This is a genomic window from Haloferula sp. BvORR071, from assembly GCF_000739615.1.
Classification (GTDB): Bacteria; Verrucomicrobiota; Verrucomicrobiia; order Verrucomicrobiales; family Akkermansiaceae; genus Haloferula.
In genome coordinates, this window is the sequence record NZ_BATP01000005.1 from 141,304 (window position 1) to 158,059 (window position 16,756).

A 16,756-nucleotide genomic window follows, 5' to 3' on the forward strand; every position below is an offset into this window, starting at 1 on the left:
TACTCATCCATCGCCCCGCGGCCCCCAGGGTCGCGGGGCATTTCATTTGATGTCAGCCGGTAGTGTCCTTGATGGTGGTACTCGGGCTGTTCGTTTGCACCGAGGCGATCCCATTGTCCCGCGCGGCTTCCGAGGAATACATCTCGCTGGTGCCAATGATCTGGCCGTTTGAAGACTTGAGCACGAAGTAAGGCTGGGAGGAGGACGAACTCTTCTTCTCGTAGTTCTTGGCGTCGGGCCCGTTCTTTTGAACCGAGGCGATGCCGCCCTCCGCGCCGGATTTGGCGTCGTAGGACTGACTGACGAGGATCACCTCGTGGTTGCCGGCTTTCAGAGCAAAACTGAACTTCCCGGAGCTGCCCTTTTTCAACTCGTAATATCCAGAGGCCATCCTCCGCGTTTATACGGTTTCCTGGAGGGGCGCAAGGTTTTGTAAGGCGAGAAAGGGGGGGCCAAGGGTGTTCGGAAAATCACCGGCATTCCAAGAAAGCGGCGGATTTTTCATGGCAACTTCATGCGGTTTTCCGCTAGATCGCTGACGGTTGCTATCGATCGACCCCTGACTGCCCATGGAATACGCCTCCGAAACCGAAGTCGGCTCCGCCGGAAAGCACATCCGCTCGCTTTCCACTGCGCTCAATCAAGTGCTCTTCGGACAGGAAGAGCTCATTGATCTAGTGCTGACGGGGGTGCTGGCGCGTGGCCACATCCTGCTGGAAGGCCTGCCGGGCCTGGGCAAGACCGAGCTAGTGAAGGGCCTCTCGAAGAGCCTGCGCCTGGGCACCAAGCGGGTGCAATTTACTCCGGACCTGCTGCCGGGTGATATCACCGGCAACCCGGTCCTCCAGGAAGTGGACGGCCGCCGGGCCTTCGTCTTCCAGCCGGGACCGCTATTCACCAACATCGTGCTGGCGGACGAAATCAACCGCGCCTCGCCCAAGACCCAATCGGCCCTGCTGGAAGCGATGCAGGAGCGGCGGGTCACGGTGCTGGGCGAGACCCACGAGCTTCCCCGTCCCTTCTTCGTGCTGGCGACCCAGAACCCGATCGAACTGGAGGGCACCTACCCGCTACCGGAGGCACAGCTCGACCGTTTCCTGTTCAAGCTGGAAGTCACCCGCAACAGCGTGGAGACGCTGGAGCGGATCGTGAACCAGCGCGAACTCGGCACCGAGCCGGTGGTTGAGCCAATCATGGACGGTGCCACCCTGGATGAAGTGCTCGCCCTGGTGCGCCGGATTTACCTGCCGGACGTGGTGGGGAACTACATTGCGCGGCTGGTGGATGGCACGCATCCCGGGCAGAGCAATTCGGCCCGCGGGATCCGCTACGGCGCGAGTCCGCGCGCGGCGCTCTCGCTGGCCTCCGCGGCCAAGGCCCGGGCTCTGATGAACGAGCGCACGCATGCCTCCTTCGAGGACGTGCGTTTCGTGGCACCCTCGGTGCTGCGCCACCGAATCGTGCTGGAATACAACGCGCGGGTGGAAGGACTGACGAACAACGACATCGTGCGCAGTCTGATCGAAGAGATTCCCTTCCAAGGCGGAGCCACGCCCAAGACCCTGAAGCCGGTGACCACCGCTTGATTTCCGCTCATGCTCCCGCGTGCCCTTGCCCTCCTCTGTCTGTTAGCTGCGCCGCTGGCAGCCCAGGAAAACCTCTTCGGCCACCAGCCTGATCCCAAGTCAAAGACCCGGATCGAGGCCGAGGCCCTCTTCAGCCGGCCCGCGCCGGGAGGCTTCCTGCCGGTCCGGATCACGATCACGAATGCCAACGAGGCCGAAGGCAGCATCGAGCTGCGCTGCACTTCCTCCGATAGCGACTTCCGTGGGCAGGGCAGCGAGATGACTTCCTCCTTCAAGCTCTCCGCGCCGGCTGGCAAGACAACGCAGCAGGACGTACTGGTGCCCTGCAACACGCTGCTGAACTATAGCTCCGGGTCCAACGGCACCATCAATGTGGTGGTGAACATGTCCGGCTCCTTCGGCAGCTCCACGGGCAACCTTTCAGGCAACTACCAAGAGTCACAGGCGGCGCTGCTGATCAGTTCCACGCTCTTCTCCCCGAATGCATCGATGCTGGATTCGGAGGTCCAGAAGAGGATCCACGGTTACTCCGGCAGCTTCACCTTCGCAGGCAAGTTCGATCCGGGCAAGATGCCGGAAGACTGGCGGGCCTTCTCGGGCTACGACGGGGTGGCGCTGACCGACACCGACTGGAAGACGCTGAGCCCGGGCGCGCGGACCGCAATCCTTCGCTGGAACCGGCTCGGAGGCCGCCTGGTGATCCTGGCGGGCTCGGCAAACTCCGATCTCGGGACACTCGGGATCAGCACCAGCGGGGCTGGCTTACGCGGAGAGAACCGCAGCTTTGGCAGCGTGGTGATCGACCGGCTCGATAGCCCGACCGCCACCTTGGATGTTGCCGGCGCGAATGCGCTGATCGACCGCTTCAGCAACAAGGATGACAACCTGGATCCGGTGAACCACGCGATCCTGGATAACTTCAGTAAAAAGTGGGCACTGCACGAGGATTTCGATCCGAAGAGCTACAACTACGGGCTTTTCATTGTGATCCTGATCGCCTTCGGGATTCTGGTCGGACCGGTGAATCTTTTCGTCTTCGCAAAGTCCGGACGGCGGCACCGCCTGTTCATCACCACGCCGTTGATCGCGCTCGCTACCAGCGTGCTACTGGTGGCCCTGATCATCCTGATCGACGGATTCGGGGGACGCGGCATCCGGGTGGCGCTGATGGAGGTGCGGCCGGATGACGGCGAGAATTCCGCCTACATCTACCAAGAGCAGGTCAGCCGCACGGGTGTCCTGTTAGGCAGCAGCTTCACGTTGAACGAACCGGCGGCCATCACGCCGGTCCCCCTGAGCTCCCAATCGCAATGGAGCCGGCTGACGCCAGACAACAACGGCGGGGGGATGCGCTTCGAATCCAATTCCGGCGACGGCAAGCTGGAGGTGGAGGGTGACTGGTTCCAGAGCCGCTCCGAGCAGGGCCAGTACCTGCGGGCGGTCGTGCCGACGCGCGGCCGGCTGGAATTGAGGAATGGCAGCGGCAGCCCACCCTCGCTGGTCTCAACCTTCGACTTCAAGGTGGACAAGCTCTACTACACGGACAGTAGCGGGACAATTTGGTTTGGCGAGGGCATCGAGCCCGGCAAGCCCTTCACCTGCCGGGAGGTCCCGGTCACGGAGCTCAGATCCTTCGAGGCCTATGCCGGCACCAAGCTTTCTGTCCGCAGCAAGCAGGCGCTGGCAAAGCTGTCCCCGGATCCGGACAAGCGCGGCAACCGCCGCTTCATCGCCGTCACCGAAAGCGCGCCCGGCCTGGAGACCTTCAAGGGGATTACCTGGACCCGGACCTCGACCATCATCACCGGCCCTATCGCCACGCCCTGAGGCCCCTTTCCCATCCTTCCTCCGGCATCTCATGTCGCATCCCATGACTCCCAAGCCACCCGCCATCAAGGTTCACAACCTTTACCGATACTTCGGCCAGCTCAAGGCGGTGAACGGCATCAGCTTCGAGATCCCGCACGGCTCGGTCTGCGGCTTCGTGGGTGCCAACGGTGCCGGCAAGACAACGACCATGCGGATCCTGGCCTCTCTGGACTACCCGACGATGGGCGTGGCGGAGATCTGCGGGATCAACGTGGTGCATCACCCGGAGGAAGTCCGGCGGATGATCGGCTGGATGCCCGATCACTTCGGCAACTACGAGCACATGACCGTGCTTGAGTATCTGGACTTCTATGCCCGCGCCTTCGGCTACAAGGGCAAGGAGCGCAAGACGCGGGTGCAGGAGGTGATGGAATTCACCGATCTGGTGCCGCTGGCGGAGCGCTTCTCCAACAAGCTTTCCAAGGGCATGACCCAGCGGCTCTGCCTGGGCCGTGCCCTGCTGCACGACCCGCAGGTACTGATCATGGACGAGCCCGCGGCAGGTCTCGACCCCAAGGCACGGGTGGAACTCAAGCACCTGATCCGGGTGCTCGCGCAGGAGGGCAAGACCATCTTCATCTCCTCCCACATCCTTTCGGAGCTGGGCGAGATGTGCGATTCGCTGCTCTTCGTGAACGGCGGGCGGATCGTCCACCACGGCGATGCGGAGACACTCAAGCAGGGCACCGATGCGCATGGCGGGATGCTCTATGACATCCAGGTAATCGGTGATCCGCAAGCGGTGGCCGACTGGTGCGTGATCAACCCACACGTCGAGTTCCTGGAGTCACGCAAGGCTGGCGGCCGGATCCGCATCGAGGCCGACGATCCGGCGAAGGCGGCGGATGTGCTGCAGCGGATGATCAAGGACGGCCTGAAGGTGGTGGAATTCCACAAGGAGCAGCGCAACCTCGAGGACGCATTCATCGACATGCTCGGGCGGATCGACCGCGGTGAGGGTGCCCTGCCCACAGCTGCGGCGAAGCCACAGCAGATGCCAGCCTTCACTCCCAGCGAAAGCCCGAACTGAACCATGAGCACCGCTGCCGCCGTCTCCCCTGCTGCTCCGCCGCCGATGGACTCGCATGCCGCGGGCCGCTTCGACGACTTCAGCGACAGCCTCTCGCCGATGCTCGTGAAGGAGCTGCGGCAGGGGCTCCGGGCCAAGACCTTCGTGATCGTCTTCCTGGCACTGCAGGCCCTGCTGGCGGTAGTGCTGCTGACGGCGGTGGGGGCAGCCTCGCCGGAACGCGCCGGACAGAGCGTCAGCAGTACGATCTTCTTTTTCTTCTCCCTAGCGGTGCTGGTGGTCCAACCGCTGCGCGGCGTGGGTGCGCTGCACAATGAAATCAAGGGCAACACGATCGACCTGATGGTGCTGACCCGCTTGGGAGCCTGGCGCATCGTGCTGGGCAAGTGGGTGGCGATCGTCAGCCAGTCGGGGCTATTGCTCACGGCCATCGTGCCGTATTTGATTCTGCGCTACTTCTTCGGCGGGATGAATCTCTTCGCGGAGCTGCTCTTGCTGGCGCTAGTGTTCATGGGTTCCGCTGCCTTCACGGCCCTCACCGTCGGGCTCTCAGCGATCGGACCGATCCTGATCCGGGGCTTGGTACCCTTGGGCATTGCGGTAGGGGTCACCATCGGGATTTTCGAAATCATTTTCGACAGCGGTCTGCACGAATTGATCGAGTTCTGCAGCCTGCAGCGCACCGGCTCGATGTGGGTCTTGATGGCCGCCGTCCTCACCGGCAGCTACATCGGCTGGATCGCATTGGCCATGGGGACTGCCATGATTGCGCCGATGGCAGAGAATCACAGCACTCCGCGACGGGTGGTGGCGATAGCAGCGGTGGTGCTTCTCGGCTTGTTCGCATGGCGCGGCAAATTCGAGGACGAAGAGATCTGCAGCTTGCTGGCCCTGTATTGCGTGCCGGCGATTGCCGCCGCGCTCACGGAACGCTTGGAGCTTCTGCCGCCGATCTGCCGTCCCTTCTTGAAGTATGGCGCGGTCGGCAAGCTCGCCGGCCGGGTGTTCTATCCAGGCTGGCCCTCGGGGGTGCTGTTCACCGTCTTGCTGCTGGGAATCTCTGCCTGCGTCTATCTCTGGGTCCCGAGCGCACGTCCCGTCAGTTCCATCGATCCCTACCGGATCATGTCGCAGGACATCATGATGCTGGCAGTCGTCGGCACGATGCTACTGCCTGCCGTGGTACTGCGGATCTTCTCGAAGAAGGTGAAGCAGGACTTTGCCTTCTATCTACTGATCGCGGTGATCCTCGGCGCGATCACGCTGGGACTGGGGATGATCTCCGACGCCACGGACAAGGACAGCTATCTATGGCTGTTTTGCTGGGTGCCGCCGGTGAAGATGCTGCTGATCGAACTAGTCAAACACGACTACAAGGGCGGCTACGGCGCCGGAGCCGGCCCCAACTTCACCCCGGTGCTGATGACCGGACTCATCACCACGGGGATCTACCTCTTCCTGCTGCTGCTTTGCGCTTTCCGCCAGTTCCCGGTGCTGCGGGAGGTCGAGGACGAAGCCGAAGGGCTATCCTCGCCACGCTCCAATGACGAGGATTCCGCCGAGCCCATGACGCCATGACCCGCGACGAACTTTCCCGCTGTCACGCCCGGGCGCTTGCCGCCGCGGGACGCTTGAGATTGCCCCTACGTTCCCGGGTCTGGAAGGGCCAGGCCGGTGAGTTCCAGGGAGCTGGTGTGGGTTCCTCACTCGATTTCCAGGATCACCGCAACTACGTGCCCGGCGATGACCCGCGCCACATCAACTGGCAGGCCTATGCGCGCACCGGGCAGTATACGATGAAGCTCTACCGCGAAGAGGTGCGCCCGGTGGTGGATGTGGTGCTGGATGCTTCCGAGTCGATGTTCTTCGATCCGAAGAAGGCGGAACGTGCAGCCGAGTTGTTTTGCTTCGTGGTGGAGTCCGCGCGGCGATCCGGCGCGGCGACTTCCGTGCACCTGGTCCGCGGGGATGCAGTGCGGCCGATTCCATCCGAGACCGTAGCCGCCCATCGCTGGTTGGACGATGCGCGCTCGCTGAAGGGTAGCGATCCCTCCCTGCCGCCGGACCTTTCGCGGATCCCCTTCCGCGGCAATGCGATCCGGGTCCTGGTGTCCGACTTGCTCTTCCCGGGCGATCCTGACCCGGCGATCCGTCTGCTGTGCGCGCGCCAAGGCAGCCCGATCCTGCTGGTGCCCTTCCTTCAGTCCGAGGCCACTCCGGAGTGGACGGGCAACTACGAGTTCATCGATTCCGAGCGGAACTCGCGGCATCACCATCGAATCGAGCCTTCCGTGCTGCGCCGCTACAAGGAAAGCTACGCGAACCATTTCGCTCTGTGGAAGAACGCGGCGCGGCGACTGCAATGCAAGATGGCACGGGTGGCCTGTGATGCAGACTTGCAGACTTCGCTGTTTGCAGAGGCTCTACCGAGCGGAGCGCTGGAGACAGTGAATTGAAACGACTTTGATATCCCCGTGCTGACTCTAGCCAACCCTGCCGGCCTCTGGGCGCTCCTCGGGATTCCCGCGGTGCTGGCGATCCATTTCCTGCAACGCCAGGCAGTAATCCTGCCGATCTCCACGCTATTCCTGTTAGAAAAGACCCAGCGGGAGTCGGCGAGCGGCCGACGCTTCGACCGACTGATGAATTCGGTGCCGCTGTGGATGCAGTTACTGGGGGTGCTGCTGCTGACCTGGCTGCTGGCGGAGCCGCGCTACCAGAAGCCGCGCAGCACCCAGCGGGTGGCGATCGTGCTCGATTCCTCCGCCTCGATGGCGGTGGGCAAGGACAAGCTCAAGGAGAAGCTGGTGGCCACCCTGCCGGAGTTGCAGGGGCCCGCCGCCGCCCTGGAAATGACCGTGCTGGAAAGCACGCCGGGCAAGCCGCGGCTCTACGCTGGATCATCTCCGGAGGAATTCGCGCTGGTGCTTGACGGTTGGCAGCCGCGGGCTGGTCTGACCGATCCTTCTTACGCGTTGCGGCTCGCACGCTCGCTGGTCTCGCGCGAGGGCATCGTGGTCTATGTGACCGACACGCCGATGGAGACGCCGCCCTTCGACGCACGCATCCTCTCGCTGGGGAAGAAGATCGAGAATGTCGGCTTCACCGGCCTGAGCATCGGGGAAAAGGAAGGGGCCAAGGTCTGGCAGGCGGTCGTGCGCAACTACGGTTCGCAGCGTACTTCGCGAAGCTGGCAAATGGAGCTGCCGGATGGATCCAAGACCGAGCCGCACTCCTTCGAGATGGAGCCTGGCGGGATGATGACCCTGCAGTCCTCCTTCCCGGCCAATGCGGAACGGGTCCGCCTGATCCTCTCGCCCGACGAGTTCACGCTGGATGACAGCCTGCCAATGGTGGTGCCGAAGCCGAAGGCGCTGGCACTCTTCGCCGCGACGGGAGAGGCCTACGACGCGCTTTCCAAGAAACTGCAACGCTCGCTGGATGCGACCAGCGTGGTCAATGACACCGCCAGCGCGGACCTGACGATCCTCTCCTACGATCCGCTCGATCCGGTGACCGCCGCGGGCAACGCGATCGTCTTTGTGCGGGACGACACCCAAGGCGGCGCCTACCTCAAAGGCGGGATCGTTGCGGAGAAGCACCCGCTGATCGACGGGCTGAACTGGCAGTCCCTGCTGGTGCGCGAGACCATCCAGATCGAGTTCCGCGAGAGCGACACGCCGCTACTGACCCAAGGCAAGCGCAAGCTGATCTTCCTGCGTGAGATTCCCGCGACCGAGACCACGCCGGCCTCACGGCAACTCTGCTTCAACTTCGATCTACGGCTCTCCAACGCCGCGACCCAGCCAGCCTTCATCGTGATGCTGCACCGCTTCGCCGAGGAGCTGAGGGCCGCCAAGGTCGCACCGGCCAGCGACAATCTGGAAACCGGACAGGCAGTCCTCATCGCGGCCAAAACCGGTAGCGACGCAAAAGGCATCGAGATCCAGAAACTCGATCTGGCTGGCAAGGTGGTGTCCGCGGAGACCAAGGACAAGACCGCCCGGATCAACGTGAGCGCGCCGCTGGACGCCGGCTTCCTGCGGGTCCAGCAAGGAGAGATGGAGCTGATGGACGCGGCGGTTCACTTCGCGGACACGCGCGAGGCGGATTTCACCGCCTGTGCTGCGGCGAACACGATCGACAAGGGCTCCTCGGCGGCGATCGAACGCCACACCGATGAGGACCAGTGGTGGCGGGCTTGGTTCCTGTTGCTGCTGGCAGCACTGTTGATTTCCTGGCATTTCACGCGTGAACGGGAGGCGCGCAAGGCTCAGTCTTCCCCTGCCCCGCCGCAGGCGAACCCCGCATGAAGATTCCACCTGTCATCCGCTCCGGTCCGATCCTGCTCTGCCTGCTGCCTTTGCTGGCCAGCAGTTGCGCGGACACCAGGGCATGGCGCCACAAGGACCAGACGGTGACCGTGGCCAAGCGCTCCGGTCTCCGGGGCGGTGCGGCGATGAGCTACTGGCTGGTGGGCGCCAAGCCCGGGCAAGTGACCAATGCCGAGGATGTCTCGGTCTACCGCAAGACCAACGGTGCCGGTGCCACCCTAGTAAAATGCTCCGGCTTCGTCGATACCACCCGGCCATCACGGATCGAGCTGCGGCTGGCCGAGAAGCGTGGCGGACATTGGGAGCAGGCCTGGGTGAATGGCAGCCATAAGCTGAGCGACGAGAATGCGCCGCCGAAGCCCTTCTACCATTGGTTGATTCTCTGACTGACCTGACATGACTTTCGGTTCTCCAGAGTGGTTCCTGATCATCCCGGTCTGCATCTTCGCAGGGTGGTTCTGGAAGAGCCTGCGCCTGTGGTCGCCACTGCGCGCCTTGCTGATCCTCTTGGCCGCGTTCGGGTTGTCCGACCCGAAGATCAACGTCCAGGAAGACTCGATGGATCTGTGGGTCCTGCTCGATCGCTCTGAGTCGACCGAGGATCTGGTGGACAAAGGTCTGGAGGAGTGGAAGCGACTGCTGGAAGACGCCAAGCCCAACCGCAACGACAAGATCCACTACTTCGACTACGGCGGCGAGATCGTGGAGCAGGGCGGACAGGGCGTGAGCTTCAACCGCAAGCTCACGCGCACCGGCCTGGCGATCTCACACGTGGCCGCGCTGGCGAACTCGAAGCGGCCCTCGCGAGTGCTCGCCTTCACCGACGGCTATGCCACCGAGCCGCTGAATGAAGCGGCGGAGGAGCTCCAGGCGCGCGGCATCCCGCTCGACTTCCGCTTGGTGCGGGATGAGCAGGAGGACGACTTCCGCGTGGCACGACTCGAACTCCCTGAGCGGGTCCAGGCGGGGGAACCCTTCCTGATTTCAGCAACGGTCCGCGGCTCCTCGGATACCGAGGTGAAGCTGACCCTGCGGCGCAGCAAGCAGACCCTAACCGAGACCACGGTGAAGCTGCTCAATGGAGTCGGCCGGGTGGAATTCACCGACCGGATCCCGCGCGCGGGTGCCTTCCAGTATGAGGCGGAAGTTGGCCTCCTCAGCGGATCAACCTTCAAGGATGCCCATGCCGGGAATGACCGGGCTTCCCGCTGGATCGAGATCGCCGGCGGCCCCCGCGTACTGCTGGTCACGAAGTATACCGACGATCCGGTAGCCAAGGTGCTGGCCACGCAAGATTTCACGGTGGACGTGGCGACGCCCCAGGAACTCCAGCCGGGCCGCCTGAGCGGAGCACGGGCAGTGATCTTCAACAATGTGCCGGCCTTCGAGGTCCCGCAGGATTTCCTCAATGCCCTGGACTTCTTCGTGCGCGAGCAGGGCGGTGGCTTCCTGATGGCAGGTGGGAAGCAGTCCTTCGGTTCGGGCGGCTATTTCCAATCGTCGATCGATCCTCTGCTCCCCATCTCGATGGAACTGAAGACCGAGCACCGCAAGCTTGCGGTGGCGCTGGCGATCGTGCTGGACCGCTCGGGATCGATGGCGGTGAGTGTGACCGGTGGCGTGGGCGGCAAGGACTTGAAGAAGATGGATCTGGCGGATTCAGGTGCTGCCGCGGCAATCGGTCTGCTCGGGTCCCAGGACCGCGTCTGCGTGTTCGCCGTGGACAGCCAGCCGGAGAAGGTTGTGCCGATGACCCAGGTGAAAGCGAATGCGCCGAAGCTGCAGGCGACGGTGCGCAAGGTGCAATCGCAGGGTGGTGGTATCTTTGTTTATGAGGGCCTCAAGGCCGCTTGGGATGAACTGAAGGGCGTGGATGTGGGCACGCGCCACGTGATTCTTTTCAGCGACGCGAACGACTCCGAGGAACCCGGCGACTACAAGCGCTTGCTGACGGAGATGCAGAAGGAAGGAGCCACCGTTTCGGTGATCGGCCTGGGCACGCCGAAGGACCAGGATTCTGCCTTGCTCGAGGACATTGCGAAGCGTGGCGGCGGGCGTATCTTCTTCACTGACCGGCCGGTGGATATCCCGAAGATCTTCGCGCAGGAGACGGTGACGATCGCGCGCTCCGCCTTCATCGAAGAAGCGGTGGCAGCACAGCCAAGCGGACGGTGGGCGGAGATTTCGCCGAAGCCATTGCAGTGGCTGCCTCAGGTCGACGGCTATAATCTCTCCTACGCCCGCGAAGACGCCACGACCTCGCTGGTCAGCAAGGACGAGTATGTCGCACCACTGGTCGCCCATGCCCGCCGTGGACTGGGGCGCAGCGCGGCGGTTTCCTTCCCGCTCGGCGGTGAGTTCTCCCAGCAGATCCGCGACTGGAAGAGCTATGGCGACTTCGTGCAGACAATGACCCGATGGCTGATGGGCACGGACCTGCCACCGGGGATCGGGCTCAAGCATCGACTCGATGGGACGCGCCTGACGCTCGATCTACTCTACGATACAGAGGAGTGGTCGCAGCGGCTGACCGCAGCGCCACCAAAGCTGCGGATGATGGAGAGCAGCCCCGGTGCGGAACCATACGACGTTCCGTGGAAGCGGATCGCCCCCGGTCACTTCACCGTAACCCGCGATCTTGATGAAGGTGCCGTGGTGCGCGGTGCCATTCAAGTGGGCGAGCATGCCTTGCCCTTCGGCCCGATTACGGTGGGGTCATCGATCGAGTGGGCCTTCGAGCCGGAGCGGCTCGCCGAGCTGCGGACCGTCGCGGCCCAGACCAGTGGCCGCGAGCTGATCGATCTCTCGAAGGCGTGGCTGCGCCCACCGACCCGGCAGGATGTCTCCCTGCGGATGTGGATCACGCTGGCCATGCTGGTCTTCCTGGTGACAGAAGCGCTGATGACCCGCACCGGCTGGAAGCTGCCACTACCTGCCCTGCCCGCCTTCAAGGCGCGCGAGAAGGTGGTGAAGCCGAAAAAGGTGAAGGCGGTGAAGGCCGCCGAGCCTATGCCGGTCCACAAGGAAGACCAGCCGCTGGTAAGCGCGAAGCAGGAGGAACCGGAAGATACCGAGCGGCGTTCCCGCTACCAACGGGCGAAGGACCGGAAGTAGAGCGGAGTTCCGTTAGCACCAAAGCTAGCTTGCCACGGGAATGCTGACGGCACCGGGATGCATGCAGACCGAGGCAGCGGTCTCACAGGCGCGCCGGGCGATGTTCGTCAGGGGCTCGGCAGCCAACAGGCCGGTGATCAGAACTGCCGCAAAGGCATCCCCCGCCCCGACGGTATCTTGGACCACAACTGAAATGCCCGCTTGATCCACAGTCTCATCGCGCGTGACCAGAAGAGCCCCCTGCGCTCCGCGCGTCATGGCGATGCAAGCGAGGCCATAGTGATCCAACAATCCGGTCAGGATCACGCGGGGATCGGCCGTGGCCTTGATGCCGCACGCCATCGCCACTGCGGGTAGCTCCTCATCGCTGAGCTTAAGGACGCTGCACAGGGCGATGGATTCACGGATCAGCGCCTGATCAAAGAAAGGCGCGCGCAGGTTCACATCGAGCACGCGGGGAATCCCTCGGTCCTTGGCGATCGAGAGCAAGCGGCGGATCGCACCTCGCGAGATCTCTCCGCGCTGAGCGAGAGTCCCGAAGTAAATCGCATCCGCTTCCGCCACTGCTGATGCCAGTGGCTCTCCCCATTCAATGCCGTCCCATGCTACATTCTCGCAGATGGTGAGGGAGGGGCTACCGCTGGCATCGAGGCTGACGCCTACGGAGCCGGTAGGCAGTTGCGGATGTTCTTGAAGCAAGGCGGTGCTGACGCCTAACAGGGCTAGGATCTCCGCGGCCTCCCGGCCATTGGCATCGCGCCCGATCGCGCTGACGACATCGGCATGGGCACCAGCCGCCACGGCATGGCAGGCAAAATTCGCAGCCGCGCCACCGAAGCGTGGGCCGGTCTCGAAGAGATCCCAGAGGACCTCGCCCACGCTAAGTATCCGGCGCGCGGACTTGGCAGGAGTTTTCATGTAAGGGAAAAAATTCCCCGGGACGCTCTCGCGGACCGGGGAAGAAAGGCCCATCGCCATTCGCATCCGGCTGCAGTGGGACCGCAGCGACTGACGATGGGCCCAGACGCGATTCAGGGCATCGTCGCCTTCAGGCGGGCGAACAGCTTGCCGCCGCTTGCATTGGACGCGGGGATGTGGACGGTGACGGCATCGGGAGTGTTCTCCTCGCTGACCGAAACCGTGACTCCATTCGGATAGGAGCCACCGGCTTGGGTCACCGGGACGTCATTCCAGGTGGCACCCAGATTGGCCGACCATTGTGCCACCAGCGTGGTGGCCCCGATCGAGGCTTCCGCGCGATGGAAGTTCAAGGTCAGGCCATCGCCGGCACTGGCGCTCGTGGTGACGAGCGAAGATGGATCGCTTGCCAAGGGATCACCGCCAAGGATCCACTCGAGGCCATTGGAGATGCCGTCATGCTCCGGATCATCACTGAAGCCGGCTTCCTTGCCGGGTGAACCGTCGAGTCCCTTGGAGGAGGCCCAGGTCAGATAGGGGCTGCCGGAGACCATGGTGAGCTGTACCTGGGTGCTGGTGTAGTGGATGCTATAGGTGCTGCCACCCGCCACGACCGAGGCACCTTCGGGCAGACCGGCGAAGGTACCGGTCACCGAGCCGCCTTCTACGATCAACAGTTGATTGCCAATTGGGATCGCGCCAACGGTAGTCTCCGCGAGGTTGAGCGAGGCACCGCCGAGATTGATCGCGCCCAGTGAACTGAGCTGATCGACAAACTCCGCATCGCTATCGATCCCGATATTGAGCGCAGAGCCAGCGGCAAATGTCACGGAGGAGCCATACATCGTGCCGATGCTATTGTCCCCCGGCTCCAAGGCAGCTCCAGCCGCCACGGTGATAGCGGATTGGTCGTTGCCGACACCCGCCACCGTGCCTGCGCTCACCGTGGTCGTGCCGCTGTAGCTATTGAAGCCACCGAGGACCAGAGTGCCTGTGCCCGTCTTGCTCAGGCTGCCGGTTCCGCTGAGTTCACCGGAGAGGCCCACGCGATTGGCCGCGGTGTCGAAGGTCACGTTGCCAGCGCTGAGTTCCATCGCCAGCGACGAGTTCCAATTCGCCGACGCGTGGACCGAGCCACCGGCAAGCTTGATCTCATAGAGCAAGCTCTGGGAGGTGATGCCGCCCGCGCCGATGGTCAGATCCCCGGCCGTCAGGTGATAGATCCCGGTGCCATTTCCTTGCGATAGGTTCGCACCCAAATGCAACTGACCCAGGTTCACGGTGCCGCCGTTCTGATCGAACTGGCTTGTCACTGGACCGAGTGCGAGGGTTAGCCGCTTGCCGCTCATCTCCAGGGTTCCACCCGAAATGGTATAGCTGCCTGAGGTAGCCGGCGAGGTGCTGGCTCCAAGGTAGGCCTCGCCCCGATTCGGAGGATTGTAGGTGATGGTGCCACCGGTTTGGACAATTGCGCCCACGCCACCGTCACGACCGACAACCCAGGAATCCCCAAGCGATCCGGACACGGTCAGCGAGCCACCGGCCTGCATCGTCAGCGTCGAGTTCGCGCCGGGGAAATTTCCAACCCAGACGAAGGGACCCGTCCCAGTAATGGTGGTGGGCCCGGTAATCGTGAGGTTGCCATTGGTGCTCACCAAGCCGACCAGAGAATTCGTGCCGGAGAGATTGGTGGTGCCGCCGTTCGCATTCAGGCCGCCGCCCACGGAGACAGTACCGCTCAAGGCTAGCGTGCCATCGCTGATGGCCACTGCCGAGCTGAAGTTGGCCTTGCCTGCCAAGGTCAACGAGCCGGTGCCGGACTTGGTGAGGCCACCGGAGCACTGGATCGTGCCTGCGCCGCCCAAGGTGTAGTTCTTGGTGCCACTGTTCACGATCACCGTCCCGGTCGAGACGTTCACCGGAATGTTCACCGCGGGCGTGTCGGAGCCGGTATCGCTGAAGGTCACTGGATCGCCGTCCACGAAGGTGGTCGCACCGCTACCCGCGCTCCAGTTCGCAGTGGTCGTGTTCCAGTTGTTAGAGACTCCATCGCCGACCCAGGTCAGGTCGCGGCGACTGGTGCCGAAGACGACATCCGACCAGCTCTTGCCGACGCGGATCTCATCGTGCTTCACGGTGCGGCCGTTGTCGAAGGCCGCGATCGACAGGCCATCGAAGGACATGTCGGAAGCGGCAAGCTTCACAAAGGTGGGCGTACCCGGCTCGGTCGCCGAGATCGGATTCTGATAGACATACACGTCGTCGTTGCCCGGTTTGAAGTCGATACGCACGACGTAGAAGTTCACCCCGGTGCTGCCAGGACCGAATACCGACTGAGTCCCACCGGTGCGCAAGGCCACGGTCGGATTGCCGGTATCATTGCCCACACCGCCGATGCGTCCCGGGTCACCCAGGTCGTCGCGGTGGAACTCGAATTCGTAGAACTTCGTGGTGCCATCCGGCTGCTGCAGGAAGCTGATGTAGACCGTCTTGCCATCGGCTCCGATGTTGCCGCTGCCATCGATATAGCCGGCGGTGCCAAAGGGGCCACTGGGAGACACGTCCAGGGAACGTCCTTCGCGACGGCCATTGGTGGTAAAGGCGCTGTTCGCCAGCGATTGGGCATCGTAGCCGTTCGGAGCATTCGTGCCTGCCACCAGACTTCCGCTGACAACCGTGGTTCCCGCGCCATTCACGGCGGTCCACGGTGCGCCCCAGCCAAGGCCGCCAGCCTTAGTGGGCAGATTCGCCGGGCCCGCGTCATAGTCGAAGCCTTCATAGGCCATCAGCCCTGCGGTAGGCGCGACCACAGTGATCTGCGCATCACTGCTCGGCACCGAGCCCTGGCTGTTCGTCGCGACGACGTGATAGGCGCCGGCATCGCCGGCCTGGATATTGCTCAGGGTCAAGGTGGAGCCAGTTTGGCCGGAAAGCGGCGTCACGCCATGATACCACTGGTAGGTCGGCAAGGGCTGGCCGGTGGCGTCAGCCTGAAGCGTAACCGTTCCGCCGGTGAAGCTCTTGGAAGCAGCACGCGGCTGCTGCGTGATCACCGGCTGAGCGTTCGAAGGAACCACGACATCTGCCCAGCTTTCCCCGAGGCGCACTTCGTCGTGCGCGATGGTCCGGCCGTTGTTGAAGGCACCGAAGGAAATCCCATCGAAGGACATGTCCGCGGCACCGAGCTTCGTCAAGGTAGGCACACCGGGCTCAGTGAGCGAGATCGGGTTGCGATAGACATAGACGTCATCGTTGCCCGCCTTGAAGTCGATTCGCATCACATAGAAGTTCACGCCGGTATTGCCGGCACCGATCACGGTGTGCGTGCCGTTCGGCGCGCGCAGGTTCACGTTGTCACCGCCTTGGTCATTGCCGATTCCCCCGATGCGGCCGCCATCACCGAGGTCACCACGATGTAGCTCGAACTCATAGTAGGCACTGGTCCCGTTCGCTTGCTGGACGAAGCTGATATAGACGGTCTTGCCATCCGCGCCGATGCGGCCATTGGCATCCCGGTAGCCACGGGAGCCGAAAGGACCGGTGGCCGAGACATCAAGGGCACGGCCTACGCGGCGCTGGTTCGGCAGGAGGCAGGAATTGCCGATCGAGCGCACATCGTAGCCTGCCGGGGCGTTTGCTCCCGCGACCATGCTGCCCAAGGTAACATCGGCACTGCCGTTGTTCACGGTGGCCCAGGTGCCATTCCATCCCGAGCCGCCATACGAGGCGCTCAAGTTCGAGGTGCCGGTGGGATAGTTGAAGCCCTCATAGGCCATCTGGGCAGCCTGCAAGGAAACCGGAAGGAGGAGGCCGGCATAGACGACGGCAGCCCTGCCCCGCAAAGGAGACAATCGGATCATGGGTTCGGGAGTTGTAGTTGGGAGACGGGTTTCCGACATGGCTGG

11 protein-coding genes are annotated in these 16,756 nt (G+C 63.3%); 8 read left to right on the forward strand and 3 right to left on the reverse strand.

What is annotated here, in order from left to right; genetic code table 11:
* Nucleotides 1-52: 52 nt before the first annotated feature.
* Nucleotides 53-391, reverse strand: a complete 339-nt coding sequence (locus BV071_RS04575; protein ID WP_035602809.1) for a YegP family protein — start codon at nucleotides 389-391, stop codon at nucleotides 53-55.
* A 178-nt stretch (nucleotides 392-569) separates the two neighbouring features.
* On the opposite strand from BV071_RS04575, the gene BV071_RS04580 reads away from it, so the two are divergent.
* The 8 genes from BV071_RS04580 to BV071_RS04615 are packed head-to-tail and all read left to right on the forward strand — an operon-like array spanning nucleotide 570 to nucleotide 11,933.
* Entirely contained in the window at nucleotides 570-1,586 is a 1,017-nt protein-coding gene (locus BV071_RS04580; protein WP_052572897.1) for an AAA family ATPase, read from the forward strand.
* 9 nt (nucleotides 1,587-1,595) lie between these two features.
* Nucleotides 1,596-3,413 carry a hypothetical protein gene (locus BV071_RS04585; protein ID WP_035602811.1) on the forward strand — a complete coding sequence of 606 codons (1,818 nt, stop codon included), beginning with the start codon at nucleotides 1,596-1,598 and terminating at the stop codon, nucleotides 3,411-3,413.
* A gap of 43 nt (nucleotides 3,414-3,456) precedes the next feature.
* Nucleotides 3,457-4,485: an ABC transporter ATP-binding protein gene (locus tag BV071_RS04590; RefSeq protein ID WP_075090840.1), complete on the forward strand. Its 1,029-nt coding sequence runs from the start codon at nucleotides 3,457-3,459 to the stop codon at nucleotides 4,483-4,485.
* 3 nt (nucleotides 4,486-4,488) lie between these two features.
* Nucleotides 4,489-6,063, forward strand: coding sequence for a hypothetical protein (locus BV071_RS04595; protein ID WP_035602813.1), 1,575 nt, complete (start codon nucleotides 4,489-4,491; stop codon nucleotides 6,061-6,063).
* The gene (locus BV071_RS04600) at nucleotides 6,060-6,941 is read left to right on the forward strand and encodes a DUF58 domain-containing protein (protein ID WP_052572898.1); all 882 of its coding nucleotides are present in this window, start codon (nucleotides 6,060-6,062) and stop codon (nucleotides 6,939-6,941) included. The genes BV071_RS04595 and BV071_RS04600 overlap by 4 nt, the downstream gene beginning before the upstream one ends.
* A gap of 18 nt (nucleotides 6,942-6,959) precedes the next feature.
* Nucleotides 6,960-8,798, forward strand: a complete 1,839-nt coding sequence (locus BV071_RS04605; protein ID WP_035602822.1) for a BatA domain-containing protein — start codon at nucleotides 6,960-6,962, stop codon at nucleotides 8,796-8,798.
* Nucleotides 8,795-9,205, forward strand: coding sequence for a hypothetical protein (locus tag BV071_RS04610; RefSeq protein ID WP_035602824.1), 411 nt, complete (start codon nucleotides 8,795-8,797; stop codon nucleotides 9,203-9,205). Before BV071_RS04605 ends, BV071_RS04610 begins: the two co-directional genes overlap by 4 nt.
* Before the next feature lie 10 nt (nucleotides 9,206-9,215).
* A complete protein-coding gene (locus tag BV071_RS04615) occupies nucleotides 9,216-11,933 on the forward strand; it encodes a VWA domain-containing protein (RefSeq protein ID WP_052572899.1) in 2,718 nt (905 codons plus the stop codon).
* Nucleotides 11,934-11,957: 24 nt separating this feature from the next.
* On the opposite strand, the gene BV071_RS04620 is transcribed toward BV071_RS04615, so the two are convergent.
* Nucleotides 11,958-12,851, reverse strand: coding sequence for a carbohydrate kinase (locus BV071_RS04620; protein WP_035602826.1), 894 nt, complete (start codon nucleotides 12,849-12,851; stop codon nucleotides 11,958-11,960).
* A gap of 113 nt (nucleotides 12,852-12,964) precedes the next feature.
* Nucleotides 12,965-16,711: an immunoglobulin domain-containing protein gene (locus BV071_RS04625; RefSeq protein ID WP_035602829.1), complete on the reverse strand. Its 3,747-nt coding sequence runs from the start codon at nucleotides 16,709-16,711 to the stop codon at nucleotides 12,965-12,967.
* Between the last annotated feature and the right edge of the window lie 45 nt (nucleotides 16,712-16,756).